This is a genomic window from Streptomyces avermitilis MA-4680 = NBRC 14893, from assembly GCF_000009765.2.
GTDB classification, from domain to species: Bacteria; Actinomycetota; Actinomycetes; order Streptomycetales; family Streptomycetaceae; genus Streptomyces; species Streptomyces avermitilis.
The window spans coordinates 3,377,729-3,402,267 of the sequence record NC_003155.5; the positions used below are offsets into that span (position 1 = coordinate 3,377,729).

At 70.0% G+C, this 24,539-nt stretch carries 25 protein-coding genes and 2 riboswitches; of the genes, 5 read left to right on the forward strand and 20 right to left on the reverse strand.

Annotation, left to right across the window (positions count from 1 at the left end; genetic code table 11):
- Positions 1 to 2 precede the first annotated feature (2 nt).
- From SAVERM_RS14320 to SAVERM_RS14330, 3 genes are all read right to left on the reverse strand, one after another.
- Positions 3 to 1,010: a methionine synthase gene (locus tag SAVERM_RS14320; RefSeq protein ID WP_010984181.1), complete on the reverse strand. Its 1,008-nt coding sequence runs from the start codon at positions 1,008 to 1,010 to the stop codon at positions 3 to 5.
- Between the two features lie 106 nt (positions 1,011 to 1,116).
- The gene (locus SAVERM_RS14325; RefSeq protein WP_010984182.1) at positions 1,117 to 1,815 is read right to left on the reverse strand and encodes an SDR family oxidoreductase; all 699 of its coding nucleotides are present in this window, start codon (positions 1,813 to 1,815) and stop codon (positions 1,117 to 1,119) included.
- A 7-nt stretch (positions 1,816 to 1,822) separates the two neighbouring features.
- On the reverse strand, positions 1,823 to 2,362 hold the full coding sequence (locus SAVERM_RS14330) for an LOG family protein (protein ID WP_010984183.1): 540 nt from the start codon (positions 2,360 to 2,362) through the stop codon (positions 1,823 to 1,825).
- A 51-nt stretch (positions 2,363 to 2,413) separates the two neighbouring features.
- Here SAVERM_RS14330 and SAVERM_RS14335 point away from each other — a divergent pair, with 51 nt between their 5' ends.
- Positions 2,414 to 2,737, forward strand: a complete 324-nt coding sequence (locus SAVERM_RS14335) for a DUF427 domain-containing protein (RefSeq protein WP_010984184.1) — start codon at positions 2,414 to 2,416, stop codon at positions 2,735 to 2,737.
- A gap of 142 nt (positions 2,738 to 2,879) precedes the next feature.
- Here SAVERM_RS14335 and mnmA read toward each other — a convergent pair whose 3' ends face one another.
- Positions 2,880 to 4,010, reverse strand: a complete 1,131-nt coding sequence (mnmA, locus tag SAVERM_RS14340; RefSeq protein ID WP_010984185.1) for a tRNA 2-thiouridine(34) synthase MnmA — start codon at positions 4,008 to 4,010, stop codon at positions 2,880 to 2,882.
- Positions 4,011 to 4,070: 60 nt separating this feature from the next.
- On the opposite strand from mnmA, the gene SAVERM_RS14345 reads away from it, so the two are divergent.
- Both SAVERM_RS14345 and SAVERM_RS14350 read left to right on the forward strand, forming a co-directional pair.
- The gene (locus SAVERM_RS14345; protein WP_010984186.1) at positions 4,071 to 4,727 is read left to right on the forward strand and encodes an N-acetylmuramoyl-L-alanine amidase; all 657 of its coding nucleotides are present in this window, start codon (positions 4,071 to 4,073) and stop codon (positions 4,725 to 4,727) included.
- 298 nt (positions 4,728 to 5,025) lie between these two features.
- Positions 5,026 to 6,522 carry a multicopper oxidase family protein gene (locus tag SAVERM_RS14350; protein ID WP_078234454.1) on the forward strand — a complete coding sequence of 499 codons (1,497 nt, stop codon included), beginning with the start codon at positions 5,026 to 5,028 and terminating at the stop codon, positions 6,520 to 6,522.
- A 65-nt stretch (positions 6,523 to 6,587) separates the two neighbouring features.
- On the opposite strand, the gene SAVERM_RS14355 is transcribed toward SAVERM_RS14350, so the two are convergent.
- From SAVERM_RS14355 to SAVERM_RS43290, 3 genes are all read right to left on the reverse strand, one after another.
- Entirely contained in the window at positions 6,588 to 7,757 is a 1,170-nt protein-coding gene (locus tag SAVERM_RS14355) for a cysteine desulfurase family protein (RefSeq protein WP_010984188.1), read from the reverse strand.
- A 214-nt stretch (positions 7,758 to 7,971) separates the two neighbouring features.
- Complete coding sequence (locus SAVERM_RS14360; protein WP_010984189.1) at positions 7,972 to 8,238, reverse strand: hypothetical protein; 267 nt, start codon at positions 8,236 to 8,238, stop codon at positions 7,972 to 7,974.
- A gap of 39 nt (positions 8,239 to 8,277) precedes the next feature.
- Entirely contained in the window at positions 8,278 to 8,445 is a 168-nt protein-coding gene (locus tag SAVERM_RS43290; RefSeq protein ID WP_010984190.1) for a hypothetical protein, read from the reverse strand.
- A 134-nt stretch (positions 8,446 to 8,579) separates the two neighbouring features.
- Between SAVERM_RS43290 and SAVERM_RS14365 the strand changes: the two genes are divergently transcribed.
- Entirely contained in the window at positions 8,580 to 9,206 is a 627-nt protein-coding gene (locus tag SAVERM_RS14365) for a TetR family transcriptional regulator (protein ID WP_010984191.1), read from the forward strand.
- Positions 9,207 to 9,342: 136 nt separating this feature from the next.
- On the opposite strand, the gene SAVERM_RS40050 is transcribed toward SAVERM_RS14365, so the two are convergent.
- Both SAVERM_RS40050 and SAVERM_RS14370 read right to left on the reverse strand, forming a co-directional pair.
- The gene (locus tag SAVERM_RS40050) at positions 9,343 to 9,708 is read right to left on the reverse strand and encodes a hypothetical protein (protein WP_042493059.1); all 366 of its coding nucleotides are present in this window, start codon (positions 9,706 to 9,708) and stop codon (positions 9,343 to 9,345) included.
- Between the two features lie 158 nt (positions 9,709 to 9,866).
- Positions 9,867 to 10,823: a helix-turn-helix transcriptional regulator gene (locus SAVERM_RS14370; RefSeq protein WP_010984192.1), complete on the reverse strand. Its 957-nt coding sequence runs from the start codon at positions 10,821 to 10,823 to the stop codon at positions 9,867 to 9,869.
- Between the two features lie 114 nt (positions 10,824 to 10,937).
- On the opposite strand from SAVERM_RS14370, the gene SAVERM_RS14375 reads away from it, so the two are divergent.
- A complete protein-coding gene (locus SAVERM_RS14375; RefSeq protein WP_010984193.1) occupies positions 10,938 to 11,522 on the forward strand; it encodes a TIGR03086 family metal-binding protein in 585 nt (194 codons plus the stop codon).
- Here SAVERM_RS14375 and SAVERM_RS14380 read toward each other — a convergent pair.
- The 11 genes from SAVERM_RS14380 to SAVERM_RS14430 form a co-directional block, all read right to left on the reverse strand.
- Positions 11,509 to 12,369 carry a thioesterase family protein gene (locus SAVERM_RS14380; protein ID WP_010984194.1) on the reverse strand — a complete coding sequence of 287 codons (861 nt, stop codon included), beginning with the start codon at positions 12,367 to 12,369 and terminating at the stop codon, positions 11,509 to 11,511. The two genes, SAVERM_RS14375 and SAVERM_RS14380, sit on opposite strands and share 14 nt — an antisense overlap.
- A 97-nt stretch (positions 12,370 to 12,466) precedes the next feature.
- Positions 12,467 to 13,123, reverse strand: coding sequence for a trimeric intracellular cation channel family protein (locus SAVERM_RS14385; RefSeq protein WP_010984195.1), 657 nt, complete (start codon positions 13,121 to 13,123; stop codon positions 12,467 to 12,469).
- Positions 13,124 to 13,170: 47 nt separating this feature from the next.
- Positions 13,171 to 14,562, reverse strand: a complete 1,392-nt coding sequence (locus SAVERM_RS14390; protein ID WP_010984196.1) for a M1 family metallopeptidase — start codon at positions 14,560 to 14,562, stop codon at positions 13,171 to 13,173.
- A 96-nt stretch (positions 14,563 to 14,658) separates the two neighbouring features.
- Positions 14,659 to 16,185, reverse strand: a complete 1,527-nt coding sequence (locus SAVERM_RS14395; protein WP_010984197.1) for an ABC transporter ATP-binding protein — start codon at positions 16,183 to 16,185, stop codon at positions 14,659 to 14,661.
- On the reverse strand, positions 16,182 to 17,279 hold the full coding sequence (locus tag SAVERM_RS14400; protein WP_010984198.1) for an ABC transporter ATP-binding protein: 1,098 nt from the start codon (positions 17,277 to 17,279) through the stop codon (positions 16,182 to 16,184). The genes SAVERM_RS14395 and SAVERM_RS14400 overlap by 4 nt, the downstream gene beginning before the upstream one ends.
- Positions 17,276 to 18,283, reverse strand: a complete 1,008-nt coding sequence (locus SAVERM_RS14405) for an ABC transporter permease (RefSeq protein ID WP_010984199.1) — start codon at positions 18,281 to 18,283, stop codon at positions 17,276 to 17,278. Before SAVERM_RS14405 ends, SAVERM_RS14400 begins: the two co-directional genes overlap by 4 nt.
- 69 nt (positions 18,284 to 18,352) lie before the next feature.
- Complete coding sequence (locus SAVERM_RS14410) at positions 18,353 to 20,104, reverse strand: ABC transporter substrate-binding protein (protein WP_237528788.1); 1,752 nt, start codon at positions 20,102 to 20,104, stop codon at positions 18,353 to 18,355.
- Positions 20,105 to 20,161: 57 nt separating this feature from the next.
- Entirely contained in the window at positions 20,162 to 21,160 is a 999-nt protein-coding gene (locus SAVERM_RS14415) for an ABC transporter permease (RefSeq protein ID WP_010984201.1), read from the reverse strand.
- A 393-nt stretch (positions 21,161 to 21,553) separates the two neighbouring features.
- Complete coding sequence (locus SAVERM_RS14420) at positions 21,554 to 22,360, reverse strand: enhanced serine sensitivity protein SseB C-terminal domain-containing protein (RefSeq protein ID WP_010984202.1); 807 nt, start codon at positions 22,358 to 22,360, stop codon at positions 21,554 to 21,556.
- Positions 22,361 to 22,504: 144 nt separating this feature from the next.
- Positions 22,505 to 23,287: an enhanced serine sensitivity protein SseB gene (locus tag SAVERM_RS14425; protein WP_010984203.1), complete on the reverse strand. Its 783-nt coding sequence runs from the start codon at positions 23,285 to 23,287 to the stop codon at positions 22,505 to 22,507.
- 152 nt (positions 23,288 to 23,439) lie between these two features.
- Positions 23,440 to 24,132: an AAA family ATPase gene (locus SAVERM_RS14430; protein WP_037649769.1), complete on the reverse strand. Its 693-nt coding sequence runs from the start codon at positions 24,130 to 24,132 to the stop codon at positions 23,440 to 23,442.
- Between the two features lie 170 nt (positions 24,133 to 24,302).
- Positions 24,303 to 24,399, forward strand: a riboswitch (glycine riboswitch).
- Positions 24,400 to 24,507: riboswitch (glycine riboswitch) on the forward strand. It abuts the riboswitch before it with no gap.
- The last annotated feature ends 32 nt before the right edge of the window (positions 24,508 to 24,539 follow it).

Consider the following 24,539-nt stretch of genomic DNA (forward strand, 5'->3'; position numbering starts at 1 on the left):
CGTTACTCAGGGTTGTCCGCGAGTGATCTCGCCGCCCGGACGCAGTGGGCGAGCGCCTGGCGCGCGTACGCCGGAGAAGCGCCCGCGAGCCCGCACGACGGAGTGACCGTGACCGCCTCCGCGAGAAGCCCCGGATGCAGCCCCAGCCTGCGCCACAGCGTCCTGACACCCATGACGCTACCGGCAGGGTCTGACAATGGGCCGTCCGTCCCCGGCACGACACCGGCGAGCAGCTTCGTCCCCCCTTCCACGGCTTCCCCGATCACGTCGTCGTCACGCTCGGTGAGCAGCGAGAAGTCGAAGGAGACCGCCGCCGCGCCCGCCCTGCGCAGGAGGGCGAACGGGACGTCCGGTGCGCAGGAGTGCACCACGACCGGTCCCTCCCCGTGCACCCCGACGACGTCCCGGAGCGTGGCCTCGACGGCCTGCCGGTCGACGGCCCGGTGGGTGCGGTAGCCGCTGGCGCTCTTCACCTGCCCGCGCAGTACGGCGGTGAGCGAGGGCTCGTCGAGCTGGAGCACGAGCTGTGCGCCCGGGATGCGCCGTCGCACCTCTTCGAGATGGCTGCGCAGCCCCTCGGCGAGCGAACCGGCGAGATCCCGGCAGGCGCCGGGGTCCGACAGCGCCACCTCGCCGTTCTTCAACTCCAGCGCGGCGGCCAGGGTCCAGGGCCCCACCGCCTGCACCTTGACCGGCCCCTCGTACCCCTGGGTGAACTCCTCCAGCGCGTCGAGGTCCTCCCCCAGCCAGGAGCGGGCCCGCTTGGTGTCCCGCCCCGGCCGGTCCCCGATCCGCCAACCGCTGGGCTCCACGCGCGCGTACAGCTCGACGAGCATTCCGGCGGTGCGGCCGATCATGTCGGCGCCGGGCCCCCGGGCGGGCAGCTCGGCGAGGAAGGGGAAGTCCTCGACGGATCCGGTGACGGTCTTGGCGGTCTCCCGCGCGTCACCGCCCGGCATGGAGCCGACCCCGGTGGCGGAACCGAACCTGAACTCGCTGTTTTCACTCACCCCGGAAGCCTAAGCCTCCGGCGGGGGGGGCGGTTTCAGGGTGCCGCCGTCCGTGCCGGGGTGCCCGGACGGACCGACGGCACCGACCTGCGCCGAGGAACCGCCGTCAGTGGCCCGGCCGCACCGTCAGGTCGTTGACCTCCGCGTCCCGGGGCAGGTCCAGGGACATCAGGATCGTCGTCGCGACCGACTCGGGGTCGATCCACTTCGCCGCCTCGTACTCCTTGCCCTCCTGCTGGTGGACCTTGGCCTGCATGGGGCTCGCGGTGCGGCCGGGGTAGACCGAGGTGACCCGGATCCCGTTCGCGTGCTCCTCCTCGCGCAGGGCGTCCGCCAGGGCCTTCAGACCGTGCTTGGAGGCCGCGTACGCCGACCAGTCGGCGTGGGCGTTGAGACCCGAGCCCGAGTTCACGAACACCACCTGGCCGTGGGCCAGGCGGAGTTGGGGCAGGAAGTGGCGGGTCAGCTCGGCGGGGGCGATCAGGTTGACGTTGAGCTGGTGGCGCCAGGACTTCGGGGTCAGCTCGCCCACCGGGCCGAGATCGACCACGCCCGCGATGTGGAGCAGGGAATCCACGTGGTCCGGCAACGTCTGGTGCGAGAACGCCCAGGACAGCTTGTCGGGGTCCGCCAGGTCCCCGACCAGGGTCTTCGCCCCGGGGAACGCCGCCGCCAGTTCCTTCGCGCGGCCCGCGTCGCGCGCGTGGAGCACGAGTTCGTCCCCGCGCGCGTGCAGACGGCGGGTCACTGCCGCGCCGATGCCGGAGCCCGCCCCGGTGATCACATGTGTAGCCATGCCGGCCATGCTCGCATCAGACGGTGCCGAACGACTCCTCGAGGTAGGCCAGCGCGCCCACCGGCTCCTCGGCGAAGAACACCAGGTCCGTGAGGGGGCAGGGCAGGAACCCCTCGTCCTCCATGCGCCGGAACTGCTCCTTCAGGCCGTCGTAGAAGCCCGCGGTGTTCAGCAGCACCACGGGCTTGTCGGTGTGACCGTGCTTCTTCAGCTCCAGGATCTCCGTCGCCTCGTCCAGCGTCCCGGTCCCGCCGACCATGATCACAACGGCGTCGGCCCGTTCCAGGAGCAGCGCCTTGCGCTCCGCGAGGTCACGGGCGATGACCATCTCGTCGGCGCCTGCGCGGGCCTTGGCGGCGAGGAAGTCCACGGAGACCCCGAGGAGCCGGCCGCCCGCCTCCTGCACACCGTCGGCGACCACCTTCATGAGACCGACGTCGGAGCCGCCCCACACCAGTGTGTGCCCGCCCTTGCCGAGCAGTTCCGCGAACTCCCGCGCGGGGCGCGTGTAGCGGTCGTCGAGGTCGGCGGCGGAGAGGAAGACGCAGATTTTCATGGTTTTACCGTACGCGGGAAGAACCCCGGCCCCGCGAGCGCTTTCGCGGGTATGGCTGAAGGACACACGATCACGATCGAGCAGGGCACCGAGCGCGTCCGCGTGGTGCACGGCGACCAGGTCCTGGCGGAGAGCGACCGGCCCCTGCTGCTGCGGGAGACGGGCTGCCCCGTGCGCTACTACCTCCCGCCGGAGGACGTACGCCTGGACCTGCTGAAGCCCTCGGAGACCCACACGCACTGCCCCTTCAAGGGCACGGCCTCGTACTGGTCCCTGCCGGACGCGGCGGACCTGGTGTGGGCCTACCCGGAACCCAAGCCGGACGTCGCGCAGATCAAGGACCATCTCTGCTTCTACGAAGTCGAAGTGGCCTGACGAAGTCGAAGTGGCCTGACGTGCGCGCACGCACGCCTGGCACGCGTCCCGGGGCGCACGCACGCGTGGCCGCGTCCCGGGGCGCACGCACGCGTGGCACGCGCCTCGGGCCGCCCGTCTGCGTAGGCGTGCGGATGCGTGCTTACGCCACCGCGGTCGCCGTCCGCGTCGTCGTCGCGATCGTCGCCGAGCCCACCACGCGCGTGCCGTCGTACAGCACGACCGCCTGGCCGGGGGCGACGCCGCGGACCGGCTCCGCGAAGGTGACCTGAAGCTCGCCGTCGACCAGCTCGGCCGTCACCTGTGTCTCGCCGCCGTGAGCGCGGAGCTGGGCCGTGTAGGTGCCCGGGCCCGTCGGGGCGGCGCCGCACCAGCGGGGCTTGATCGCCGTCAGGGCGGTGACGTCCAGGGCGGCCGCCGGGCCCACCGTCACCGTGTTGTCCACCGGGGAGATGTCCAGCACGTAGCGCGGCTTTCCGTCGGGCGCCGGGGTGCCGATGCGCAGCCCCTTGCGCTGGCCGATCGTGAAGCCGTACGCGCCCTCGTGGGAGCCGACGACCGACCCGGACTCGTCGACGATGTCGCCCTCCGCCTTGCCCAGACGGTTCGCCAGGAAGCCCTGGGTGTCGCCGTCCGCGATGAAGCAGATGTCGTGCGAGTCCGGCTTCTTGGCGACCGCCAGGCCCCGGCGCTCGGCCTCCGCGCGGATCTCGTCCTTCGTCGTGACCGTGTCGCCGAGCGGGAACAGCGCGTGCGCGAGCTGGCGGTCGTCGAGGACCCCGAGGACGTACGACTGGTCCTTGGCCATGTCGGAGGCGCGGTGCAGCTCGCGGGTGCCGTCCTCGCGGACGATCACCTGTGCGTAGTGGCCCGTGCAGACCGCGTCGAAGCCGAGCGCCAGCGCCTTGTCGAGCAGCGCCGCGAACTTGATCTTCTCGTTGCAGCGCAGACACGGGTTCGGGGTGCGGCCGGCCTCGTACTCGGCGATGAAGTCCTCGACCACGTCCTCGCGGAAGCGCTCGGCGAGGTCCCAGACGTAGAACGGGATGCCGATGACGTCCGCGGCGCGGCGGGCGTCGCGCGAGTCCTCGATGGTGCAGCAGCCACGCGCTCCGGTGCGGAACGACTGCGGGTTCGCGGACAGCGCGAGGTGCACGCCCGTCACGTCGTGACCTGCTTCCGCCGCGCGGGCGGCGGCTACGGCGGAGTCCACTCCGCCCGACATGGCGGCAAGGACGCGGAGGCGGCGGGGGCGCTGCGGGGTCTCAGTCATAACCCCTCCAGAGTAAAGGGCGGCGGGAACCGAAGCCCGCGCGTATGCGTTCACGATCACATGGGGGAGACGAAGGGCGGGGACGCGGACCGTCGCATCGGGCGCCGGGCCCTGCTGATCGGCGGGGCCGCGGCCGCCGTGGGCACGGCGGTGCTCGCCCGCGAGGAGCTGGCGCACCTGTGGTGGCGGCTGCCCGGCGTGGAGAAGCCGCGGGTGGCGGGCGCGGTGGACTTCCGGGGCGCGCAGTGGGTGGCGGCGTCCTCGGCGAACTGGCGGCGGGCGGACCGGCCCGACGACTACGCCGTGGACCGCGTGGTCGTCCATGTCACCCAGGGCAGCTTCAAGAGTGCGGTGAAGGTCTTCCAGGACCCGGGGCACGGCGCTGCCGCGCACTACATCGTGCGCAAGGACGGCCACATCACGCAGATGATCCGCGAACTGGACGTGGCGTTCCACGCGGGAAACCGGGAGTACAACGAGCGGAGCGTCGGCATCGAGCACGAGGGCTTCGTGGAGAGCGCCTCGTCGTTCACGGACGCGATGTACGAGGCGTCGGCGCGGCTGACGGCCGGGATATGCGGGCGGTACGGCATACCCGTCGACCGCGCGCACATCATCGGGCACGTGGAGGTGCCGGGCACGGATCACACGGACCCCGGGCCGCACTGGGACTGGGACCGGTACCTGAAGCTCGTACGGCGGGCTCGGACCGCCTGAGCAGCGTCGCCGCTGCCCACTCGACACCACCGGCGCGAAGGGGCAAGCGCTTGCCACGCCGGAACGCAACCCTCAAGAGATGTGACGCAGATCACGAACGCCCCATGTTGTGAGTGGCCTCCGCGAAGCGTGTGTCCGATGCGTCCCGCGCCGTGGACACGACCTGCGGTCCGTCAACTTGGCTTTTTTTCAACGGAGTTGAGCCATCTCGCGACTCAGGGGGCCTGCACAGCGTGCACGGCCCTCTCCTAATCACGGCCCAGTCTTTACATAGCCCTTAGGTCAAGCATCCCGGGCTATGACTCACACCACACAGCCCGCTTCCGGAGCGGGCAGAGGCAAGGGCATGCACCGGCGGAAGTTCCTCGGCGGAATGGCCGGGGCCGGCTTCGCGGCGGTGGCGGCGGGCGGCGCGGCCCTCGCGTACCTGACCGACGCGGGGCAGAACCGGGCGGGGGCGGCGAGCACCACGCTGACCATTCCGGAGCTGCTGGAGGGCACCACGTCGGACGGCACCACGACGTTCACCCTGGAGGCCAAGACCGGCACCAGCGAGGTGCTCAGCGGAGTGACCAGCACCACCGCGGGCTACAACCAGTCGTTCCTCGGCCCCACCATGAAATGGACGTCCGGCGACACCGTCCTGCTGAACATCACCAACAGCCTGGACGCGGACACCACGGTCCACTTCCACGGCGCCCACATCCCGCCCAAGATGGATGGCGGCCCGCAGAACGCCTTCGCCGCGGGGGAGACCTGGTCGCCCACCTTCACCGTCAAGGACGAGGCCAAGACGCTCTGGTACCACCCGCACGCCCTGGGCACCACCGCCGAGCAGGTCACGCGCGGCCTGGCCGGCATGATCATCGTCGAGGACGACTCGGACGCCTCGGCCGCCCTCCCCAGCACCTACGGCACCGACGACATCCCGATCATCCTCCAGTGCCTGGCCGCCGACAGCAGCGGGGACGTCAAGTACGACCTGACCGGCTATCTGTCCGGCGGCCTGAGCTACCCCCTGCTGTGCAACGGCACCAACGTCGACGCCACCACGCTCGCCTTCACCGCCACCAAGTCCCGCACCCGGTTCCGGCTGCTCAACGCCTCACCGTCCGACATCATCACCGTGCAGCGCGGCGACGGCGGGACGCTGACCCAGATCGCCACCGACCAGGGGTATCTGACGGAGGCCGCCGAGGTGGAGTCCATCCGTCTGGTGGCGGGCGCGCGCGCCGAGTTCGTCATGGACCTCAGCGACGCGGTGACGCTCCAGGCCGTCGTCACCACGGGCTGGGTCCGCGGCGGCAGCGGCACGTACGACTTCCTCACCGTCACCCCGGACGCCTCGGACACCCCCGACGCCCTGCCGAGCAGCCTCAACACGATCACCCGCTACGACACCACCGACTTCGCCGCCCGGACCATCACGCTCGGCCAGAGCGGCGCGAGCATGCTGATCAACGGCTCGGCCGGCACGACCATGGCGGCCATGGCGATGATCAGCACCACCCTCGACGCCGAGGAGATATGGACCGTCACCAACAGCACCCAGCTGGAACACTCGTTCCATCTGCATGATGTGCCGTTCCAGCTGATCTCCATCAACGGAGAGGAGCCGACGGGCGTCGATCTGGGCTGGTTCGACACCTACGAGGTCGTCGGCGGCGGCACCATCAAGATCGCCATGCAGTTCACCGACTTCGCGGACGACACCTACATGTACATGCTCCATTGCCATCTGCTCCAGCACGAGGACGAGGGCATGATGGCCTCGCTCATGGTGACGGAGAGCTAGGGCGCTGAAGCCCTGTCCGGTACGGCGGGGCGGCAGGTACGGCGGGTACGGCAGGTGCGGCGGCGTCAGCTCAGGCCCGCCGTCCGTGCCCGCTCCACCGCGGGGCCGATCGCCTTCGCCACCGCCTCCACATCCGCCTCCGTGGAGGTGTGGCCGAGGGAGAAGCGCAGGGTGCCGCGGGCCAGGTCCGGGTCGGTGCCGGTGGCCAGCAGGACGTGGCTGGGCTGGGCGACGCCTGCGGTGCAGGCGGAGCCCGTGGAGCACTCGATGCCCTGGGCGTCCAGCAGCAGGAGCAGCGAGTCGCCCTCGCAGCCGGGGAAGGTGAAGTGCGCGTTGGCCGGGAGGCGGCCCGCACCGGACGGGTCACCGCCGAGGATCGCCTCGGGCACGGCCCCCCGCACGGCGTCGACCAGATCGTCGCGCAGGGCGCCGATCTCGCGGGCGAACCACTCGCGCTGCTCGGCGGCGAGCCGTCCCGCGACCGCGAAGGACGCGATCGCGGGCACGTCGAGGGTGCCGGAGCGCACATGCCGCTCCTGACCACCGCCGTGCAGCACGGGTACGGGGCTGTACTCGCGGCCGAGCAGCAGCGCGCCGATGCCGTACGGGCCACCGACCTTGTGGCCGGAGACGGTCATCGCCGCCAGGCCCGAAGCGCCGAAGTCGACCGGGACCTGGCCGAAGGCCTGGACGGCGTCGGCGTGCAGCGGGACCCCGAACTCCCCGGCAACATCGGCGAGTTCCCGGACCGGCATGACCGTGCCGATCTCGTTGTTGGCCCACATGACCGTGGCGAGGGCGACATCGTCGGGGTTGCGGGCGATGGCCTCGCGCAGCGCTTCGGGGTGGACGCGGCCGTAGGTGTCGACGGGGAGGTACTCGACCGTGGCGCCCTCGTGCTCGCCGAGCCAGTGGACGGCGTCCAGGACGGCGTGGTGCTCGACGGGGCTGGCGAGGACGCGGGTACGGACCGGGTCGGCGTCGCGGCGGGACCAGTACAGGCCCTTGACCGCGAGGTTGTCGGCCTCGGTACCGCCGGAGGTGAAGACGACCTCGCTGGGGCGGGCGGCGAGGGCCTCGGCGAGGGTTTCGCGGGCCTCCTCGACCGTGCGCCGCGCGCGGCGGCCGGAGGCGTGCAGGGAGGAGGCGTTGCCCGTGACGCTCAGCTGGGCGGTCAGTGCCTCGACCGCTTCGGGGAGCATCGGCGTGGTCGCGGCGTGGTCGAGGTAAGCCATGATGAGCCCGATTCTACGGGCCCTGCGGGTACCGGCCTCGGCCCCCCACGGCCGGCCGTCGCCGTCGACCGCGGCTTCGAGGAGAGCCGCAAGGGAGGCAAGGCGGGCAAGGGGCGAGCAAGGCGGCCGGGGATTCGGCCGCGGCCCGTCGTCCACGGGCCCCCAACGGCCGATGACGGCGTGGGTTCCGGCTACACGGCTCGGGCCGGCAGCCCTAGAAGCTCCACGAAACCGTGTGGTCCAGTTGCATCGCGACCACCAGGACGGCCAGGTCGGCCACGCCCAGGCCAAGGCCCAGGAGTGCGCGGCCCCGGCGCTGCGTGCCGCGCCACAGGGCGACGGCCGCCAGGGCGATGGCGGTCGGGCCGAGGACGATGTTGAGGGCGAGGATGCCGATCAGGCCCAGGACGAAGGACGCCACGGCCATGCCGTCGGCGTCCCGCGCGGGAGTGCGGCTGGTCGATGTGGCGGTGAGTTCCATGATGCGGTCAGCTCCCGGGAGCAGGTGACGGTCGATGGATCAGTTGGTCGAGGTGCGTCGCCGGTGACCGTGCCGCTCGCGGATCGCGAAGACCACGAGCCACAGGCCGATGACGGCCGCGGCGACAAGGGAGACGGAGAGCGGGGCGTGGGCCACGGCGCCCAGCACGACGCCCAGGAGCAGGAGTGCGGCGACGAGGAACAGCATGGGATGGGATGCCTCTCGTGAGGTGCTCGCGTGACATTTGAGTGAACGCTTGTAGTAACACTTGTTCACTGACTCTTGAGTCTAGCGCGCTTCCCGACTTTTCAATTACAGAGAACAGTTGTTAACTGCATGGTATGAGTCACACCCTCGGCATCCGGCAGGCCCAGAAGCAGAAGACCCGGCAGTCGCTCCTGGACGCCGCGTTGGCCCTGCTGGAGGAGCAGAGCCTGAGCAGCCTGGGTCTGCGCGAGGTCACCCGCGCCGTCGGGGTCGCACCGACCGCCTTCTACCGGCACTTCCGCTCGACGGCGGACCTCGGCGTCGCCCTCGTGGAGGAGGCGCTGGGCAGCCTGCACCTGATGATCGGGAACACCGTCTCCGACGCCGGCGACAGCGAGGAACGCATAGCGCGCGCCGTCGAACTGATCGCCCGCCATGTCGCCGCGCACCCGGCGCACGTCCGTTTCATCGCCCGGGAGCGGCACGGCGGCGTCCAGCCGGTGCGGGAGGCGATCGCGGAGCAACTGGCCCGGTTCGCCGAGGAGGTCAAGGTCGAGCTGGCCAAACACCCCGAGTCCGCGGGGTGGAGCGACGACGATCTGCTGATGCTCGCGGGCCTGTACGTCGACCAGATGCTGATGACGGCCTCGCTCTTCCTGGAGGCACTGGAGGGGCCGGAGGAGGAACGGGAGCGCGTCGCCAGGGTGGCGACCCGCCGGATGCGGCTGATCAGCATCGGGCGCCGCCACTGGCTGGGCTAGGGCCTGTCGTTTTCGGCCCAGCCCGGAAGACCCGCCCCAGACCCGCCCTCGCGGGCCCGCACGTACGGGAGCGGCGCGCCCGTGCACCGAGCGCGCCGCCCCCGCCCGCAGGGGATCCCCCGGCGGAGATCCCGGGTCAGCCCTGGGCCTGCTGCCCCTGGCCGCCCTGCCCGCCGCCGCCCTGCCCCCCGCCGGGGCCGCCGCAGCCTCCGCGCCCCCCGCCACCGGGGCCGCCGCTCGGCATGCCCGACGGGGCGCCCGACGGGGCCTTGCCGGTGGCCTTCCCCGTCGGCGCGCCGGAGGGAGCGCCCGAGGGCGCACCGGACGGCGCACCGCTGGGCCGCCCCGAGGCACCGCCGCTCGGCATGCCGGACGGCGGCTGACAAGTGCTCTGCCCCGAGGTGCCGCTGTTGGAGGAGGACGAGTCGCCCGAGCCGCAGGCCGCCAGCAGCGGTGCGACGGCCAGCAGGGCCACGACAGGGACAAGACGGACACGCTTCATGAGGCCAACTCCCGAGCGATGAGCGGATCTGAGGCGGGAATGCAATCAACGGCCTCTAAGACTTCTGTGAGTCAGCTCTGTGCCCAGCCTGTGCAAAAGGCAAAGCCGACCTCAACAGATCCCGCTGACCAGCGCATACGCACATCCGCTCGCCGTACTCACTGGTACAGCTCCGTGACGGAGGCCGCCGCCCGCGCCAGTTCCTCCCGCACCTCGGGCGGCGCGACGACCTCCACCAGGTCGGAGAACATGAGCAGTTGACGTGCCTCGCGGACGAAGCCGTACGACAGCCGTGCCGTCACCCACTCGCTCTCGCCGTCGTCCTCCGGCAGGGCGGCGAGCGAGGAGGCGTTCAGGCGCCGGAACATGTCGAGCCGGTCGCGCCGCACCCGGACCGTGACCTCGATCCCGCCCGGCCGCTCCTCGACCTGCCGGCGCAACACCTCCCAGGCGTCGGCGAGTTCGACGCCCGGCCGCCGTCGTACCGGATCCGCCAGCAGGGTCGCCGAGCGCACCCGGTCCGCGCGGAACAGCTGCGGCTTCGCGCGCCGGTCGGCGACCAGGTACCAGACGCCCGCCTTGGAGACGAGCCCGTACGGGTCGACGGTGTACGTGTGCGGCTGTGCGTCTCCGCCGTGCCGGTAGCGCAGCCGCAGCCTGCGGTCGGCGAAGACCGCGTCCTGGAGCGTCTCCAGGTCGACGACGGGCTGCGGGCCGCCCTTCCAGCGGGTCGCGTCGACGAGGACGCGCCGGCTGGTGGCCTCGGCGGCCGGCCGGTGCGGCGCGGGCAGCGCGGTCATCACCTTGCGCAGGGCCGAACCGAGCGCCGCGTCCAGGCCGAGCGCGGCGTGTGCGCCCTGCGCCGCCAGGATGAACAGGGCGCGGGACTCGTCGGCGGTCAGTCCCGTGACGTCCGTACGGAACCCGGCGAGGAGTTCGATCCCGCCGTGCCGCCCGCGTTCGGCGTACACCGGGACCCCGGAGGCCGACAGTGCCTCGATGTCGCGGTAGATGGTGCGCACCGACACCTCCAGCCGGGTGGCGAGTTCGTGCGCGGGGACCCGGCCTCGGGTCTGCAGCAGGAGAAGGATCGAGAGCAGGCGGTCGGACTTCACCGCACCAGAATCCCGGTCGTCGGCCGGGCCACGCAAATGTTGACGGGAACTGTCAGGTTATGCGGCGAACCTGGGGGCACAGCAACAGCCGGACCCACGGAAGAGACACCAGTGATGAACACCGACCCCCGCCCCCTGTACGCCCGCGCCGCCGAGCAGATCGCCGCGCTGATCAGGACCGTGCGCCCGGAGCAGCTCGCCGGTCCCACGCCGTGCGGCGAGTTCGACGTACGGACGCTGCTGTCCCACATGGCCGGCGGCACCCGCCGGATCGCCGTGGTCGGCGCGGGCGGCGACGGTCTCGCCGTGCGGCCGTTCGTGGACGGCGTGCCGGACGACGGCTGGGTGGCGGCGTACGACGAGGTCAGGGCGGAGGTCGAGCAGAGCTGGGCGGACGACGCCCGGCTGGACGCGCTGGTGCACGTGCCCTGGGGCGAGGCGCCGGGCCGTATCGCCCTGTCGGGATATGTGATGGAGGCCGTCACCCACACCTGGGACCTCTCCGAGGCCCTCGGCCGGCCGCTCGGACTCGACCCGGAACTGGCCGAGTTCGCGCTCGCCATCGCCCATCGGGTACTGCCCGACGAGCAGCGCGGGGACGACGTGCCCTTCGACTCGGCGGCGCCGGCCCCCGAGGGAGCCGACGCGTACGAGCGACTGGCGGCCTGGCTGGGCCGCCGTTCCCTCAGCCGAGCCTGACCCGCGCCAGCTGCCGGGACTGCGCGACCAGCCGGTCCGCGCTGTCCCATACCTCGGCGTCCTCCTCCAGGAAGCCGCCGGCGAGGTTACGTGTGGTGATCGACACCCGGAGCGGGCCCGGCGCGGGGCGGGACCGCACGTGCACCGTCAGTTCGACGGTCGGCACCCAGCCGGACAGGCCCAGCTCGAAGGCGGTCGGGGGCAGCGCGTCCACCGCGAGCAGCAGGGAGAGGGGGTCCGGGTCGCGGCCGTCGGCGAGGCCGAACCAGGACCGCATCTCGCCCTTGCCGGACGGCGCGCCGAGCGCCCAGCCCAGGGTCTCCGGGTCCAGCTTGAGCATCAGCCGGTCGGTGATGGCGGAGCTGCCGGGGACCGGGGCGGGGCCGTCTTCGGGCCCGAAGCACTGGTCCATCGGCGGGAGTGCGGGCGGCCGCGCGGTCGTACGGACGTCGTCGGGCAGCGTGTCGAGGTCGCCGTACGAGGCGAGGACACGGATCCGCTCCACTTCGCGGCCCTCTTCGTCGTACTGGAAGAGCGAGGCCTGGCCGGTGGAGAGGGTGCGACCGGTGCGGACGATGTCCGTGCGGATCACGGCCGGGCCCGGCTGGGAGGCCGTCAGGTAGTGCGCGGAGATCGTGAACGGGTCGGCGTGCGGCAGGGCGTCGGACAGGGCGCGGCCCAGGACGGCCAGGAGATAGCCGCCGTTGACGGCGCTGATGATCGTCCACCCGGCGGAGAGGTCGATGTCGTAGACGCCGGGTTCGCGCAGGGTGACCGCGGTGTCGCGGTCGAACTCACTGTCACCGATCGAGGCCCGTACGGCCTGCAGGGGAGATGCTTCAGGCATACCTGAACGGTACAACAGGAAATTACTAAGCAGTAGCTTTTTATGTTGCGGCCAGATGACATCCCTGGGACCCCAGGGGTCCCAGGGCCCTGGGGGGCTACTCCTCCGTCACGGTCGAGCGCCGGTGCCAGGCGCGCGGCGCCCGCCAGTGGAAGCGCATCGCGAGCAGCCGCAGGACGAAGGCGGTGATCACCGCGAACCCGCTGGTGAACGCGTTCAGCGCGTCGTAGTGGATACACAGGACGATCATCGTGGCGCCGACGATCGCGGGCACCGCGTACAGATCCCGGTCCCAGCGCAGCAGGGAGGGGACCTCGTTGGCGAGGACGTCGCGCAGCACACCGCCGCCGACCGCGGTGGCGAGACCGAGGGCCGCCGAGGCGGTGAGGTTGAGCCCGTAGTCGTACGCCTTCACCGTGCCGGCGACGCAGAACAGGCCGAGCCCGGCCGCGTCGAAGACGTTCACGCCGAGCTGGATGCGCTCCACCTGCGGGTGGAGGAAGAAGACGAGCAGGGCGGCGAGCAGCGGGGTGAGGAAGTACCCCAGGTCCGTGAAGGCCGCCGGGGGCACCGCCCCGATGATCAGGTCGCGCAGCAGCCCTCCGCCCAGCGCGGTGACCTCGGCGAGTACGGCGATGCCGAAGACGTCGAAGTTCTTGCGGACGGCCAGCAGGGCGCCGGAGATCGCGAAGACGAAGATGCCGATCAGGTCGAGCGTGTGCTGGACGGAGGGGCTGAACAGTTGTTGGAGCACCCGGACATTCTCACCTGTCAGCGGGTGTGAACCTTACAAAGCAAGGCTTACAGGGTGGGCTTGCCCGTGGTGAACAGCCAGGTCTGGAAGAGGTCGTCCAGCTGTCGGCCGGAGATCCTCTCGGCGAGGCGGATGAAGTCGCCGGTGTTCGCGTTGCCGTGTTTGTGCAGCTTGGTCCAGGCGGGCAGCAGCTTGAAGAAGGCGGTGTCGCCGATGCGCTCGCGCAGCATCTGGAGCGTCATCGCGCCGCGCTGGTAGACGGCGGAGGCGAACATGGTGTCGCGCTGCGGATCGGCGACCTTGATCTGCCAGAAGGCCGCGTCGGCGGGCCGGGCGTCGTATCCGGCCCGGAACGAGTCGTGCGCCGAGCGGATGCCCTTGTGCTCGGACCACAGCCACTGGGCGTAGGTCGCGAAGCCCTCGTTGAGCCAGATGTCCTTCCAGCGCTCCACCGACACGGAGTCGCCGAACCACTGGTGGGCCAGCTCGTGCACGATGGTCGACTCGGAGCGCACGGCCGAGTACGCGGGCTTCGACTGGACCTCCAGCGAGAAGCCGGCCTGCGGCATGTCGTCGACGATCGCGCCGGTCTCCTCGAAGGGGTACGGCCCGAAGATCTGCGACCAGTAGTCGGTGGCCTCGGCGGTCACGGCGTAGACGTCGACGGTGTTGCTGTTCGCGAGCACCGGGTCGATGGCGACGTAGACGGGCGTACCCGCGGGGGTCCGCCCCGTCTTCACGTCGAACTTGCCGATGGTCGCGGTCGCGAGATACGTCGCCATGGGCTTGCTCTCACGCCAGTGCGTGACGGTGGTGTCGCCCTTGTCGCGCGTCGATATGAGGCGCCCGTTGGAGATGCCCGTCAGGCCCTTGGGGGCCTTGATGCGGATGTCGTACGTGGCCTTGTCGGCGGGGTGGTCGCTGGACGGGAACCAGGTGGAGGCGGCGTTGGGCTCGCAGGCGACGAAGACGCCGTCCGCGGTCTTCATCCACCCGTAGTCGGAGCCGAAGACGATGGGGCCGCCGAGGGGTTGGGGGACACCGCCGTAGGTGACGGTCACCGTGAAGGTTCTGCCCTTCGGCAGCGCGCCACGCGGGGTGACGCGGATCTCGTCGCCCTCGCGCGTGAACTCGGCGCGTCTGCCGTTCACTTCGACCTTCGTGACGTCGAGCTTCTGGAGGTCCAGGTCGAAGGAGGACAGGCGCTGGGTGGCGCGGGCCGTGAGGGTCGTACGGCCGTCGAGACGGTCGGTGTCCGGGTTGTACGCCACGTCGAGGTCGTAGTGGCGTGCGTCGTAACCGCCGTTGCCGAGCTGGGGGAAGTAGGAGTCGCCGATGCCGTCGGCGCCCGGGGTCGGGGCGGAGGAGGCGGCGATGACAAGAAAGGAGGCCGCCGCGGTCGCGAGGGCCCCCAGTCGTGCCGAACGGGAGAGTGCCATGAGTCGTCCCTTCGAGCGTGTTCCGATCAGACGGACACGCCAGACTCTGCACTCTCCCGTTTAGACATGTGCATGACTTTACCAAGTCGTCATGGCCTACTTGTCGGTTGACTCCTGACGGCCCGACTCCGCTTCCGCCGACTCGGCGGCGGGGTCTTCGTCGACGGGGTCTGCGACAGCGGGGTCTGCGACAGCGGCGGGCTCGTCGGCGGTGTCGGCGTCGGCGGGCTCGGCGGACTCCGCGACCGTCTCCGCGACGGCTGCCTTCTCGACCGTCTCCGCAGCGACCGCCTTCTCGGCGACAGCCTTCTCGACCGTCTTCTCGGCGACAGCCTTCTCGACAGCCTTCTCAGCCGCCTTCTCGGCGACCGTCTCCTCGACAGCCTTCTCAGCCGCCTTCTCGGCGACCGTCTCCTCGACAGCCTTCTCAGCCGTCTTCTCAGCCGTCTTCTCGGCGACCGCAACGTCGGCCGTCTTCGCCGGCGTCTGCGGAGTCTCCCCCACCGACACCACCTCGATCGCCTCCCTCGCCGCCGAGAGCAGCACCGTGTCCTGCGGCGCCTGGTCCTCCGCGTTCTCCGGGTGGTGGCAGGCGACCTGCTGACCGGGCTTCAGCTCCAGCAGCGGCGGCTCGGTCGTCCGGCAGATCTCCGTCGCCTTCCAGCACCGCGTGTGGAAGCGGCAGCCGCTCGGCGGCGAGATCGGCGAGGGCACGTCACCCTTGAGCAGGATGCGCTCGCTCTTGGCACCCCGGCGCTTGGGGTCCGGGACCGGCACCGCCGACATCAGGGCCTTGGTGTACGGGTGCATCGGCGCCTCGTACAGCGAGGTCCGGTCGGCGAGCTCGACGATCTTGCCGAGGTACATCACGGCGATACGGTCCGAGACATGGCGGACGACGGAGAGGTCGTGCGCGATGATCACGTACGTCAGGCCCAGCTCGGACTGGAGGTCGTCCATCAGGTTCACGACCTGCGCCTGGATCGACACGTCCAGCGCCGAGACCGGCTCGTCCGCCACGACCAGCTTCGGCTTCAGCGCGAGCGCGCGGGCGATGCCTATGCGCTGGCGCTGGCCGCCGGAGAACTCGTGCGGGTAGCGGTTGAAGTGCTCGGGGCTCAGACCCACCAGCTCCAGGAGCCGCTGGACCTCCTTCTTCACGCCGCCCTCGGGCTCCACGCCCTGGAGCCGGAACGGCGCCGAGACGATCGAGCCGATGGTGTGCCGCGGGTTCAGCGAACCGTACGGGTCCTGGAAGATCATCTGGATGTCCCGCCGCAGCGGACGCATCCCGGCCGTGCTCAGCCGCGTGATGTCCTTGCCCTCGAACTCGATGGTGCCGCCGGTCGGGTCCTGGAGCCGGGTGATGACCCGTCCCATGGTCGACTTGCCGCAGCCCGACTCGCCGACCACGCCCAGGGTCTCGCCCCTGCGCACCTCGAAGTCGATGCCGTCGACGGCCTTCACCGCGGCCACCTGACGCTGCAGGATCCCCTTCTTGATGGGGAAGTGCTTGGTCAGCCCCTGGACCTTGAGCAGGACGTCGCGCTCCTCGGGAGCCGACCCCTGGTGCGGGACCTTCGCGGCGGGCTCGGTCGCGTCCGCTTTCTTCGTCTCACTCACAGCTTCGGCGCAATCTCTTCGGTCCAGATCCGCGTACGGTCCTCCTGCGAGAGGTGGCAGGCGGACCAGTGTCCGCCGCCGACCTGCTGCAGTTCGGGGCGCACGGTGCGGGTGACGTCGCCCTTGGGCACGTCCGCGTACGGGCAGCGGGGGTGGAAGGCGCAACCCGAGGGGACGTTGATGAGGCTCGGCGGCTGACCCTTGACCGGGATGAGCCGGTCGGACGTGTCGCGGTCGATGCGGGGCATCGAGCCGAGCAGACCCCAGGTGTACGGGTGCTGCGGCTGCTCGAAGATCTCGTCGACCGGGCCGCGCTCCACGCACCGGCCGCCGTACATCACCAGGACGTCGTCGGCGATCTCGGCGACCACGCCGAGGTCGTGGGTGATCAGGACGACCGCGGAGCCGAACTCCTTCTGCAGATCCCGGATGAGGTCCAGGATCTGCGCCTGGACGGTCACGTCGAGCGCGGTCGTCGGCTCGTCGGCGATCAGCAGTTCGGGGTTGTTCACCAGCGCCATCGCGATCATCGCGCGCTGGCGCATACCGCCGGAGAACTCGTGCGGATAGCTGTCGACACGCTTGGCCGGCTCGGGGATGCCGACCCGGTCGAGCATCTCGACCGCACGCTTGCGCGCGACCTTCTTGCTGACGTCGTGGTGGACCCGGTACGCCTCCACGATCTGGTTGCCGATCGTGTAGTACGGGTGCATCGCGGACAGCGGGTCCTGGAAGATCATCGCCATCTCGCGGCCGCGGAGCTTGCGCACCTCGTCCGGGGCGGCGGACACCAGTTCCTGGCCGTCGAGCCAGATCTCACCGGACATCTGCACGTTCTTGCCGCGCGCGCCGAGCCGGTGCAGACCCATGATCGCCAGCGAGGTGACGGACTTACCCGAGCCCGACTCGCCCACGATGCTGAGGGTCTTGCCCTTCTCCACCTGGAAGCTGAGCCCGTCGACGGACTTGACCAGACCGTCGTCGGTGGGGAAGTGCACCTTGAGGTCGCGGACCTCGAGGAAGGCACGGGGCGCGTCCGAGGGCGAGCGGGTGGGCTCCCCCACGGCGGCGCCGGTCTTGGACAGTTCGGTCACGAGAGCCTCACCCGCGGGTCGGCGGCTGCGTACAGCAGGTCCACCAGGAGATTTGCGATCACTACGAAGAAGGCGGCGAGCAGGGTGACGCCAAGGATCGGGGGCAGGTCGTTGTCCTGGATCGCCTTCACGGCGTACTCACCGACACCGTGCAGCGAGAACACCGACTCGGTGATCAGCGCACCGCCGAGCAGCAGCCCCAGGTCCATGCCGAAGACCGTGATGATCGGGGTCAGCGCGGCCCTGAGACCGTGCCGGACCACGACGTTGCGCTCGCGCAGACCCTTGGCGCGAGCCGTGCGGATGAAGTCCTCGTTCATCGTCTCCATCATGCCCGAGCGGGTCAGCCGCGCGTAGATGGCGGAGTACAGCAGAGCGAGGGAACACCACGCCGGGAAGAGCGTGTTGGCCCACTGCGCGGGATTCTCGGTGAACGGGACGTACGTACGCCCGAAGATCGGCCACTGGTAGGTGAAGAGCAGCAGCGCGAGGTTGCCCGTGAAGAACATGGGCAGCGAGACACCGGCGAGCGCGACCCCCATGAAGGTGCGGTCGAAGAACGAGCGCGGCTTGAGCGCGGAGATCACGCCGACCGCCACACCGGACAGCAGCCACAGCACGGCCGCGCCGGCGGCCAGTGAGATCGTCACCGGAAGGCGCGAGGTGAGCTGCGGCCAGACCGCGACATGGGTCTTGAAGGAGTAACCGAAGCACGGCGCGTCACAGTGCGCCGTGGTGGGCCCCAGGTCATAGGTGGCGCCGGACACGATCCCCTTGATGAAGTGCCAGTACTGGACGTACAGGGGCTGGTCCAGACCGAGGTTGTGCTTGACGGTCGCGATGTCCGCGGCGGTGGGGCTCTTCCCGATGTACTGCTGAGCCAGTTGGTCGGCGGTCTGGCCGGCCATCCTCGGCAGCAGGAAGAAGATCGCAAAGGTGACCGCGGTGACGACCAGCAGCAGGATCACTGCCGCGAACGTCCGACGGAGGATGTACGAGATCACGGGGATCGGCGCTGGTGCCCGCGGGCCGCGAAGCCCGCGGGCACCAATGCCTTCACCTGCCTTCCGGGGCTACTTCTTGGTCGAGCCGATGTTGAGGTAGTCGTACTGACCGCTGAAGGCCGCCGTCGACACCAGGTTGGTGTACGTCGTCGGGCGGTACAGCAGGACCTTGAAGTAGGTCAGCGGAACGAGGACCGCCTCGTCCATGGTCTTCTTGTCGATCTCGGTGTAGAGGGCGTCGCGCGCGGTCTTGTCCTCGGTACCGATCGCCTTGCCCAGCAGCGAGTTGACGTCCTTGTTGTCGAACTGGGAGAGGTTCACGTTGCCCGAGGAACCGATGGCGCTGCCGTTCAGGACCTGCTGCAGGAAGCCGTAGCCGGACGGCCAGTCGGCGCCCCACTGCATCATGATCAGACCGAGGTTCTGCTTCTCGGTGAACTTCGGGACACCCGCGTAGTCGGTGAAGTACTTGCCCGACGGGTACTGCTTCAGGCTGGCGTCGATGCCGACCTTCTTCAGCGAGTTGATGATCGCGGTCGCCGCGTCGATCTCCTGCGGACGGTCGCTGCGCGCCGAGATGTTGGTCTTGATCGACGACTTGCCGCAGGCCTTCAGCTGCTCCTTGGCCTTGGCCGCGTCACCCTTGTTGCCGGAGGTGGCGTAGACGTCCGACTTCTCGTAGCCCGGGATGTCCGGCGGGAGGACGGTGGAGGCGATGTCACCGCGGATCGGGCCGCCCTCGGCGGTCTGCACCGAGACCTTGTCGATCGCGTACTGCACGGCCTTGCGGCACTCGAGCTTGTCGAACGGCTTCACCTTGGTGTTGATCGCCATGTAGACGAGACGGCCACCGTAGGTGTTGTCGGTGTTGGCCTTCTTCTCCGCGGAGTTGACGACCTGCGCCTGCGTCGCGGCCTGGACACCCGTACCACCCAGGTCGATCGCGTCGCCGGCCTGGACGTCCTTGTCGATGGTCTCGGCGTTGACCTTCAGGTTGACCACGATCTTTTCCGGGTACTGCTTGCGCAGCGGGTCCGTCTTCGGGTCCCAGTTCTCGTTGCGGACGAGGACGGCCTGCTTGCCGTCGTCGTAGCTCTGGAACTTGTACGAGCCCGAGGACACGATGCTCTTGACGTAGTCGATGCCCTTGTCCTTGGACTGGGGCACCGGAGCCGTCTGCGGCGCCGCGACCAGGTAGTCGAACTCCTGGAAGGCGCGGTTGAGCTTGAAGACGATCGTGGTGTCGTCCGGCGTCTCGATCGACTTCAGGCCCTTGGCGCTCTTGTCCTTGTAGGGACCCTTGTACTTGTCGCCGCCCACGAGGAACTGCTGGAAGTAGTTCGGGCCGAGGGAGAGCACGTCACGCGCGAAGTTGGAGCGCTCGACGGCGTACTTGACGTCCTTCGAGGTGATCGCGGTGCCGTCCTGGTACTTCAGCCCCGAACGGAGCTTGTACGTCCAGGTCTTACCGCCGTCGCTCGGCACACCCGCGCTCGCGGCGAGGTCCGGGACCAGCTCGTTGCCCTTCTCGCCCGGGGCGGGCTTGAAGGTCATCAGCGGACGGGCGTACAGCCGGCTGAGGTTGTACATGTACGCGTAGTACGTGTTGCCGGGGTCGAAGGAGTCCGGGACATCGGAGTACTCGTAGGTGACCGTGCCCCCCTTCTTGGTGGAGGCGTTGACGACGTCCTTGGTCGCTGCGTTGGCCCCAGCCGACTTCGAGTTGTTGTCATCCTTGTTGTCATCGGCCTTGCTGCAGCCTGCAACCAGCAGACTCGCACTGCCGATGGCCGCAATCGCGGCCAGCGCTGACCTTCGCATGATGGTCGGGTTCCCCTCCATTGTCGGAAACTTGATATGCCCTCGGAGCGGCCGGTCTCAGCGGCTGCGCGGGTCGAGAGCGTCGCGGAGACCGTCGCCCAGCAAGTTGAACGCCAGCACGGTCACAAAGATGGCGAGGCCAGGCACGATCATGTACTGCGGGTCCACCTGGTAGTAGGTGACCGCTTCCCTGAGCATCCCGCCCCAGGACGCCTGCGGGGGCTGGATACCGACCCCGAGGAAGCTCAGGGACGCCTCGAAGAGAATGTTGGTCGGGATGAGCAGCGTCGAGTAGACGATGATCGGGCCGACCAGGTTCGGCAGCAGCTCCCGGAAGAGGATGTACGGACCCTTCGCGCCCATGCCGCGGGAGGCGTCGACGAACTCCCGCTCGCGCAGGGCCAGCGTCTGCCCCCGGACGATACGTCCCAGGTAGGGCCAGTTGAAGAAGCCGATGACGAAGATCAGGACGCTGAGGTGGAGCGGCAGCCCTTCCATACCGAAGGCGCCGCCCTGGAGCGTTGCGGAGATGGCGATGGCGAACAGCAGGAGGGGGAAGGCGAGGAAGGTGTCCATCAGCCGGCTGATGATCGTGTCGACCCGTCCGCCGTAGTAGCCGGCCACCACGCCGAGGATCGCGCCGATCACGTTGGACAGGATCGTGGCACCGAACGCGACGACCAGCGAGACCCAGGAGCCCTCCAGGACGCGGGTGGCGATGTCGCGTCCGAACTTCGGCTCCACACCCAGCGGGTGGTCTCCGCTCATGCCGCCGAAGCTTCCCTTGGGAAGGGAGGTGTTCGGGTCGATCAGGTCCTGGTTGAAGGCGTTCGGGTCAAGACCCAGCAGGGCCTGGATGGGGCGGGAGAGCACCGCGACCAGGATCAGCAGGATGACGATGACGCCGCCGACGACGGCCACCTTGTCCCTCTTGAAGCGGGACCAGGCGATCTGCCCCAGGGAACGGCCCTCGATCTGCCCCTTCTCGGCGCCGACGAGCACAGCCTCCGGCTGTGCCTCGGCTGCCGCCCCGGTGGTCTCGATCGGTGCGGTCACAGTGACCCGACCCCTCTCGCCGGTGGTGACCGGCCTACGCCCGCCGCTGTCTGCGGCTTGGTTCACTTGCGCGCCGAGCGGCGACCGCAGATGATGCGGCCCGATCGCCCGGCTGATTCGTCGACTTTCACCAGCTCACAGAATTGAAGAATCTGTGTCTGCCTGGGGAGTCTTCAGCGAGTCGTCGATCACGTGCCAGACCTGACGACGAAAGTATGCGCAACCGTGATGATGTCAGAGGGATTCCGTTATCCGAACGCGGGGTAATAGCCTTCGGACACAGGGCAGTTGGGACACACCGGCAATATGGTGACGAACAGGATCATCCGCCGTCATCTACGCGCGAAGAAGGCCGTGACCCACTGTGACCGCCGCCAGGGGCGCGGCAGCCGGTCAGTACCCGCCGCGGGCCGGCGGGTATCCGTACCCGCCCGCCGCCGGGGCCGGTGCCGGTGCCGGGGCCGCGTGGGCCTCACGGTCGTAGAAGGGACGGGCGTTGGCGCGCAGCCACATCGCGACCGGGTCGTACGCGTCGGACATCGCGACGGTCGAGACGGGCAGTCCGTCCGGGACCGCGCCGATGGACTGCTGCATCATCCCGCGCACGGAGTCGACGGCCGGCGGCGACGTGTCGTACACATCGAGGCCGATGGCCAGATAGGGCGCGCCGAGGGCGGGCTGCACCCAGGCGCGGCGCAGTGAGCGCACGGCGGGCGTGCGGTGCGCGTTCTGCGTGAGCAGGGCGTAGAACTGGGGGACCTCGATGCCCGGTTCGGAGAGCCGGAGCGGGCCGGCCGGCTGGCGCTCCAGGCCCGTGGCGATCCGGCGCAGGTCCAGCCAGGGGATGCCGACGCCGCCGCCGGGGGCGTGCGGGTTCAGCCAGAGGCCGAAGTGGTCGGGGTAGAGGGTGCGGGCCACGTCGAGGCCGTCGACCACCTCGTACGATCTGTTCCAGCCGCTGGCCGAGAGCTCCTGGGCGGAGGTGACGCAGGGCGCGTAGCCGTAGCCGTCGACCTCCATGTTCCCGTACTGGGCGTCGGGCGAACCGGCCTGACCGTGCCACAGCAGCATCCAGATCTGGCCGGCCGACGGGGTCGCGAGCGCACGAAGGAGCGCCTCGTAGGCGTCGTAACGCCCGGGCGTCACCTGGCGCAGCATGTGCTCGACCTGCCCGGCCGCGGCCGTGCCCGACGCGCTCACCTTCTACCGCCCCTTCGCGACAAACTCACGACAACGTCATCCCCGCTCAACACCTCGACCGAGCCATGAAACCAGCTTAAGCGGCGATCCTGACAGCGACTTGGCCCCACGTCGCCCGAGGTGTCGCCGCCGGCGGCCGGCCGGTCAGTACCCGTGCTGGTAGAACGGCCGCACCTGGGCCCGCATCCACTCGCCCACCGGATCCTGGGCCACGTCCAGGAAGACCATGTTCACCGGGCGGTCCACCGGCACCCGGCCCAGCGCGCGGCCGAGGGCGTCCAGCGGGAGCGTACGGGCGTCGGCCTCCCACGAGGACAGTTCGACGCCGATGAACATCACCGGGTCGGAGGTCTCGATGGCGGCCATGCAGCGGCGGGCGCTCACCACGATGCCGGTCTCGGCGAACTCGGCTGAGGCCGCCGCGAGGAAGTCCACCGGGTCGTCCTGCCAGTCCGGCTCGAACAGCCGCACCCGGCCGCCGCTCGCGGGCCCGTCGAGAGGGGTCCGGCCGACCCGGCACAGTTCGGCGACCGCGTCCGGCGGCAGCGGCACGCCCACCACGCCGTCCGGGTTGACCGCGATGCCGACCTGCGGCGGCAGCCCGCGCGCGAACTCCACGGCGGGCGCGATCGTGTACGACATGTGGTTGCCGACGACCTGGCGGAACTGCTCCTCGGAGCTGAAGACCGGGACGAACGCCTGGCCGTCGAGCTCCAGCGTGGGCAGGTCGAGCGGGCCGCTGTGCGGTCCGCCCCCGCCGGGCAGCGGCACCCAGACGAAACTGTGGCCGAGGACCTCCACGATCCGGGCGCCCGTCGACGGCGACGCGGGTACGCCGAGGGACGCGGAGAGCACCTCCTCCAGTTCGTTGCCGGGCCATCCGCCGTGCGAATGGGAGTGCGGGTGCGCCTGTGCCGGGATGTCCATCTGTCTACCGCCTGCTGTGAACCGCCGTTGAACCGCTGTTTCGGCTGGAAACAGTAGTGGGTGAGCGGGGCGCCGGGAGAGGCCGGACGGTCGGACCGCTCCCGGGGCTCGTGCTGTTGCTGCCGCTCGGGCCGGTGCGCGCGGCTGTGCGCTCAGGCCGCCGTCGCCACTCCGGCCGCGAAGTCGATGCGGTTCAGTACGTCCGCCGCCGTGCGGTCCATCAGGATCGCCGAACCACAGCCCTCGGGCAGATTCCCCTTCTCCACCGAGCGCAGCAGGTGACCCGCCGCCTTGCGGTGCCTGAGGAACGCGTAGCGCGAGACGCCCCGGCCGCGCTCGCGCTGCCCGTCCAGCGCGGTGCCCACCGTGACGTCGAGGAGCAGCAGGTGCAGCGTGCCGCCGCGGCGGCGGGCCTCGCGGGCGAGCCAGCGGCGCACCCAGGCCTGCGTACCGCAGTCGTGCACGACGACGCCCGCGCCGGAGCGCAGCGCGCGGCGCAGTCCCGCGTAGTGGGCCAGCCGGACCAGCGGCCGGTAGACCGCGTACGGCAGGAAGCCGGCCAGCCGGGTGTCCCAGCGGTCGCGGGTGTCCTGGGAGTCGACACGGGCGCCCCGCACCGCCCGGCGCATCAGCGTCGACTTGCCGCTGCCGGGCAGGCCGGTGACCACGACGAGATCGGCCGCGCCGAAGGTGAGTCCGTGCGGGCTGCGGCCCGCGCGGTCACGCAGGTCGCGGACGACGGCCGCCGGCTGCGGGCCGCACGCGTCCCGGGCCGGTACTCCGGGCTGCTCGGGCAGCGCGATGCCCGAGGTCGTCGCGTACGCCGTAATCCTCTTCACCGTGATCGTCCTCCCCAGTGGGTCTGGAGTCCCATCCCCGTCGAGTGTAAAGAGAAGGTAATGCGCGATGCCTCTCGTTTCCGTACTCGGAGTGCCACAGGCCGGTTACAGATGCGGCCCTGCCGCGCGCGGACGATGCGTGCAATGATGTGCCCGCCAACTGCATACCGGCCGCTTGAATCCGCGCGGGAGAGTTCCGGGTACGTGTGCCCGGACGCCGAAGGAGCAAGTCCCTCCCTTGAATCTCTCAGGCCCCGTTACCGCGCGGGCGAGGCACATCTGAAAAGCGGGCCGCTGTCCAGTGGCTCCACCCAAGGTGCAAGCCAGTGACCCGTGACGGTCATGGCGAACCTCTCAGGTTCCGATGACAGATGGGGAGGAACGACCTCGCCGTCATGCCTTGGGAGCACCAC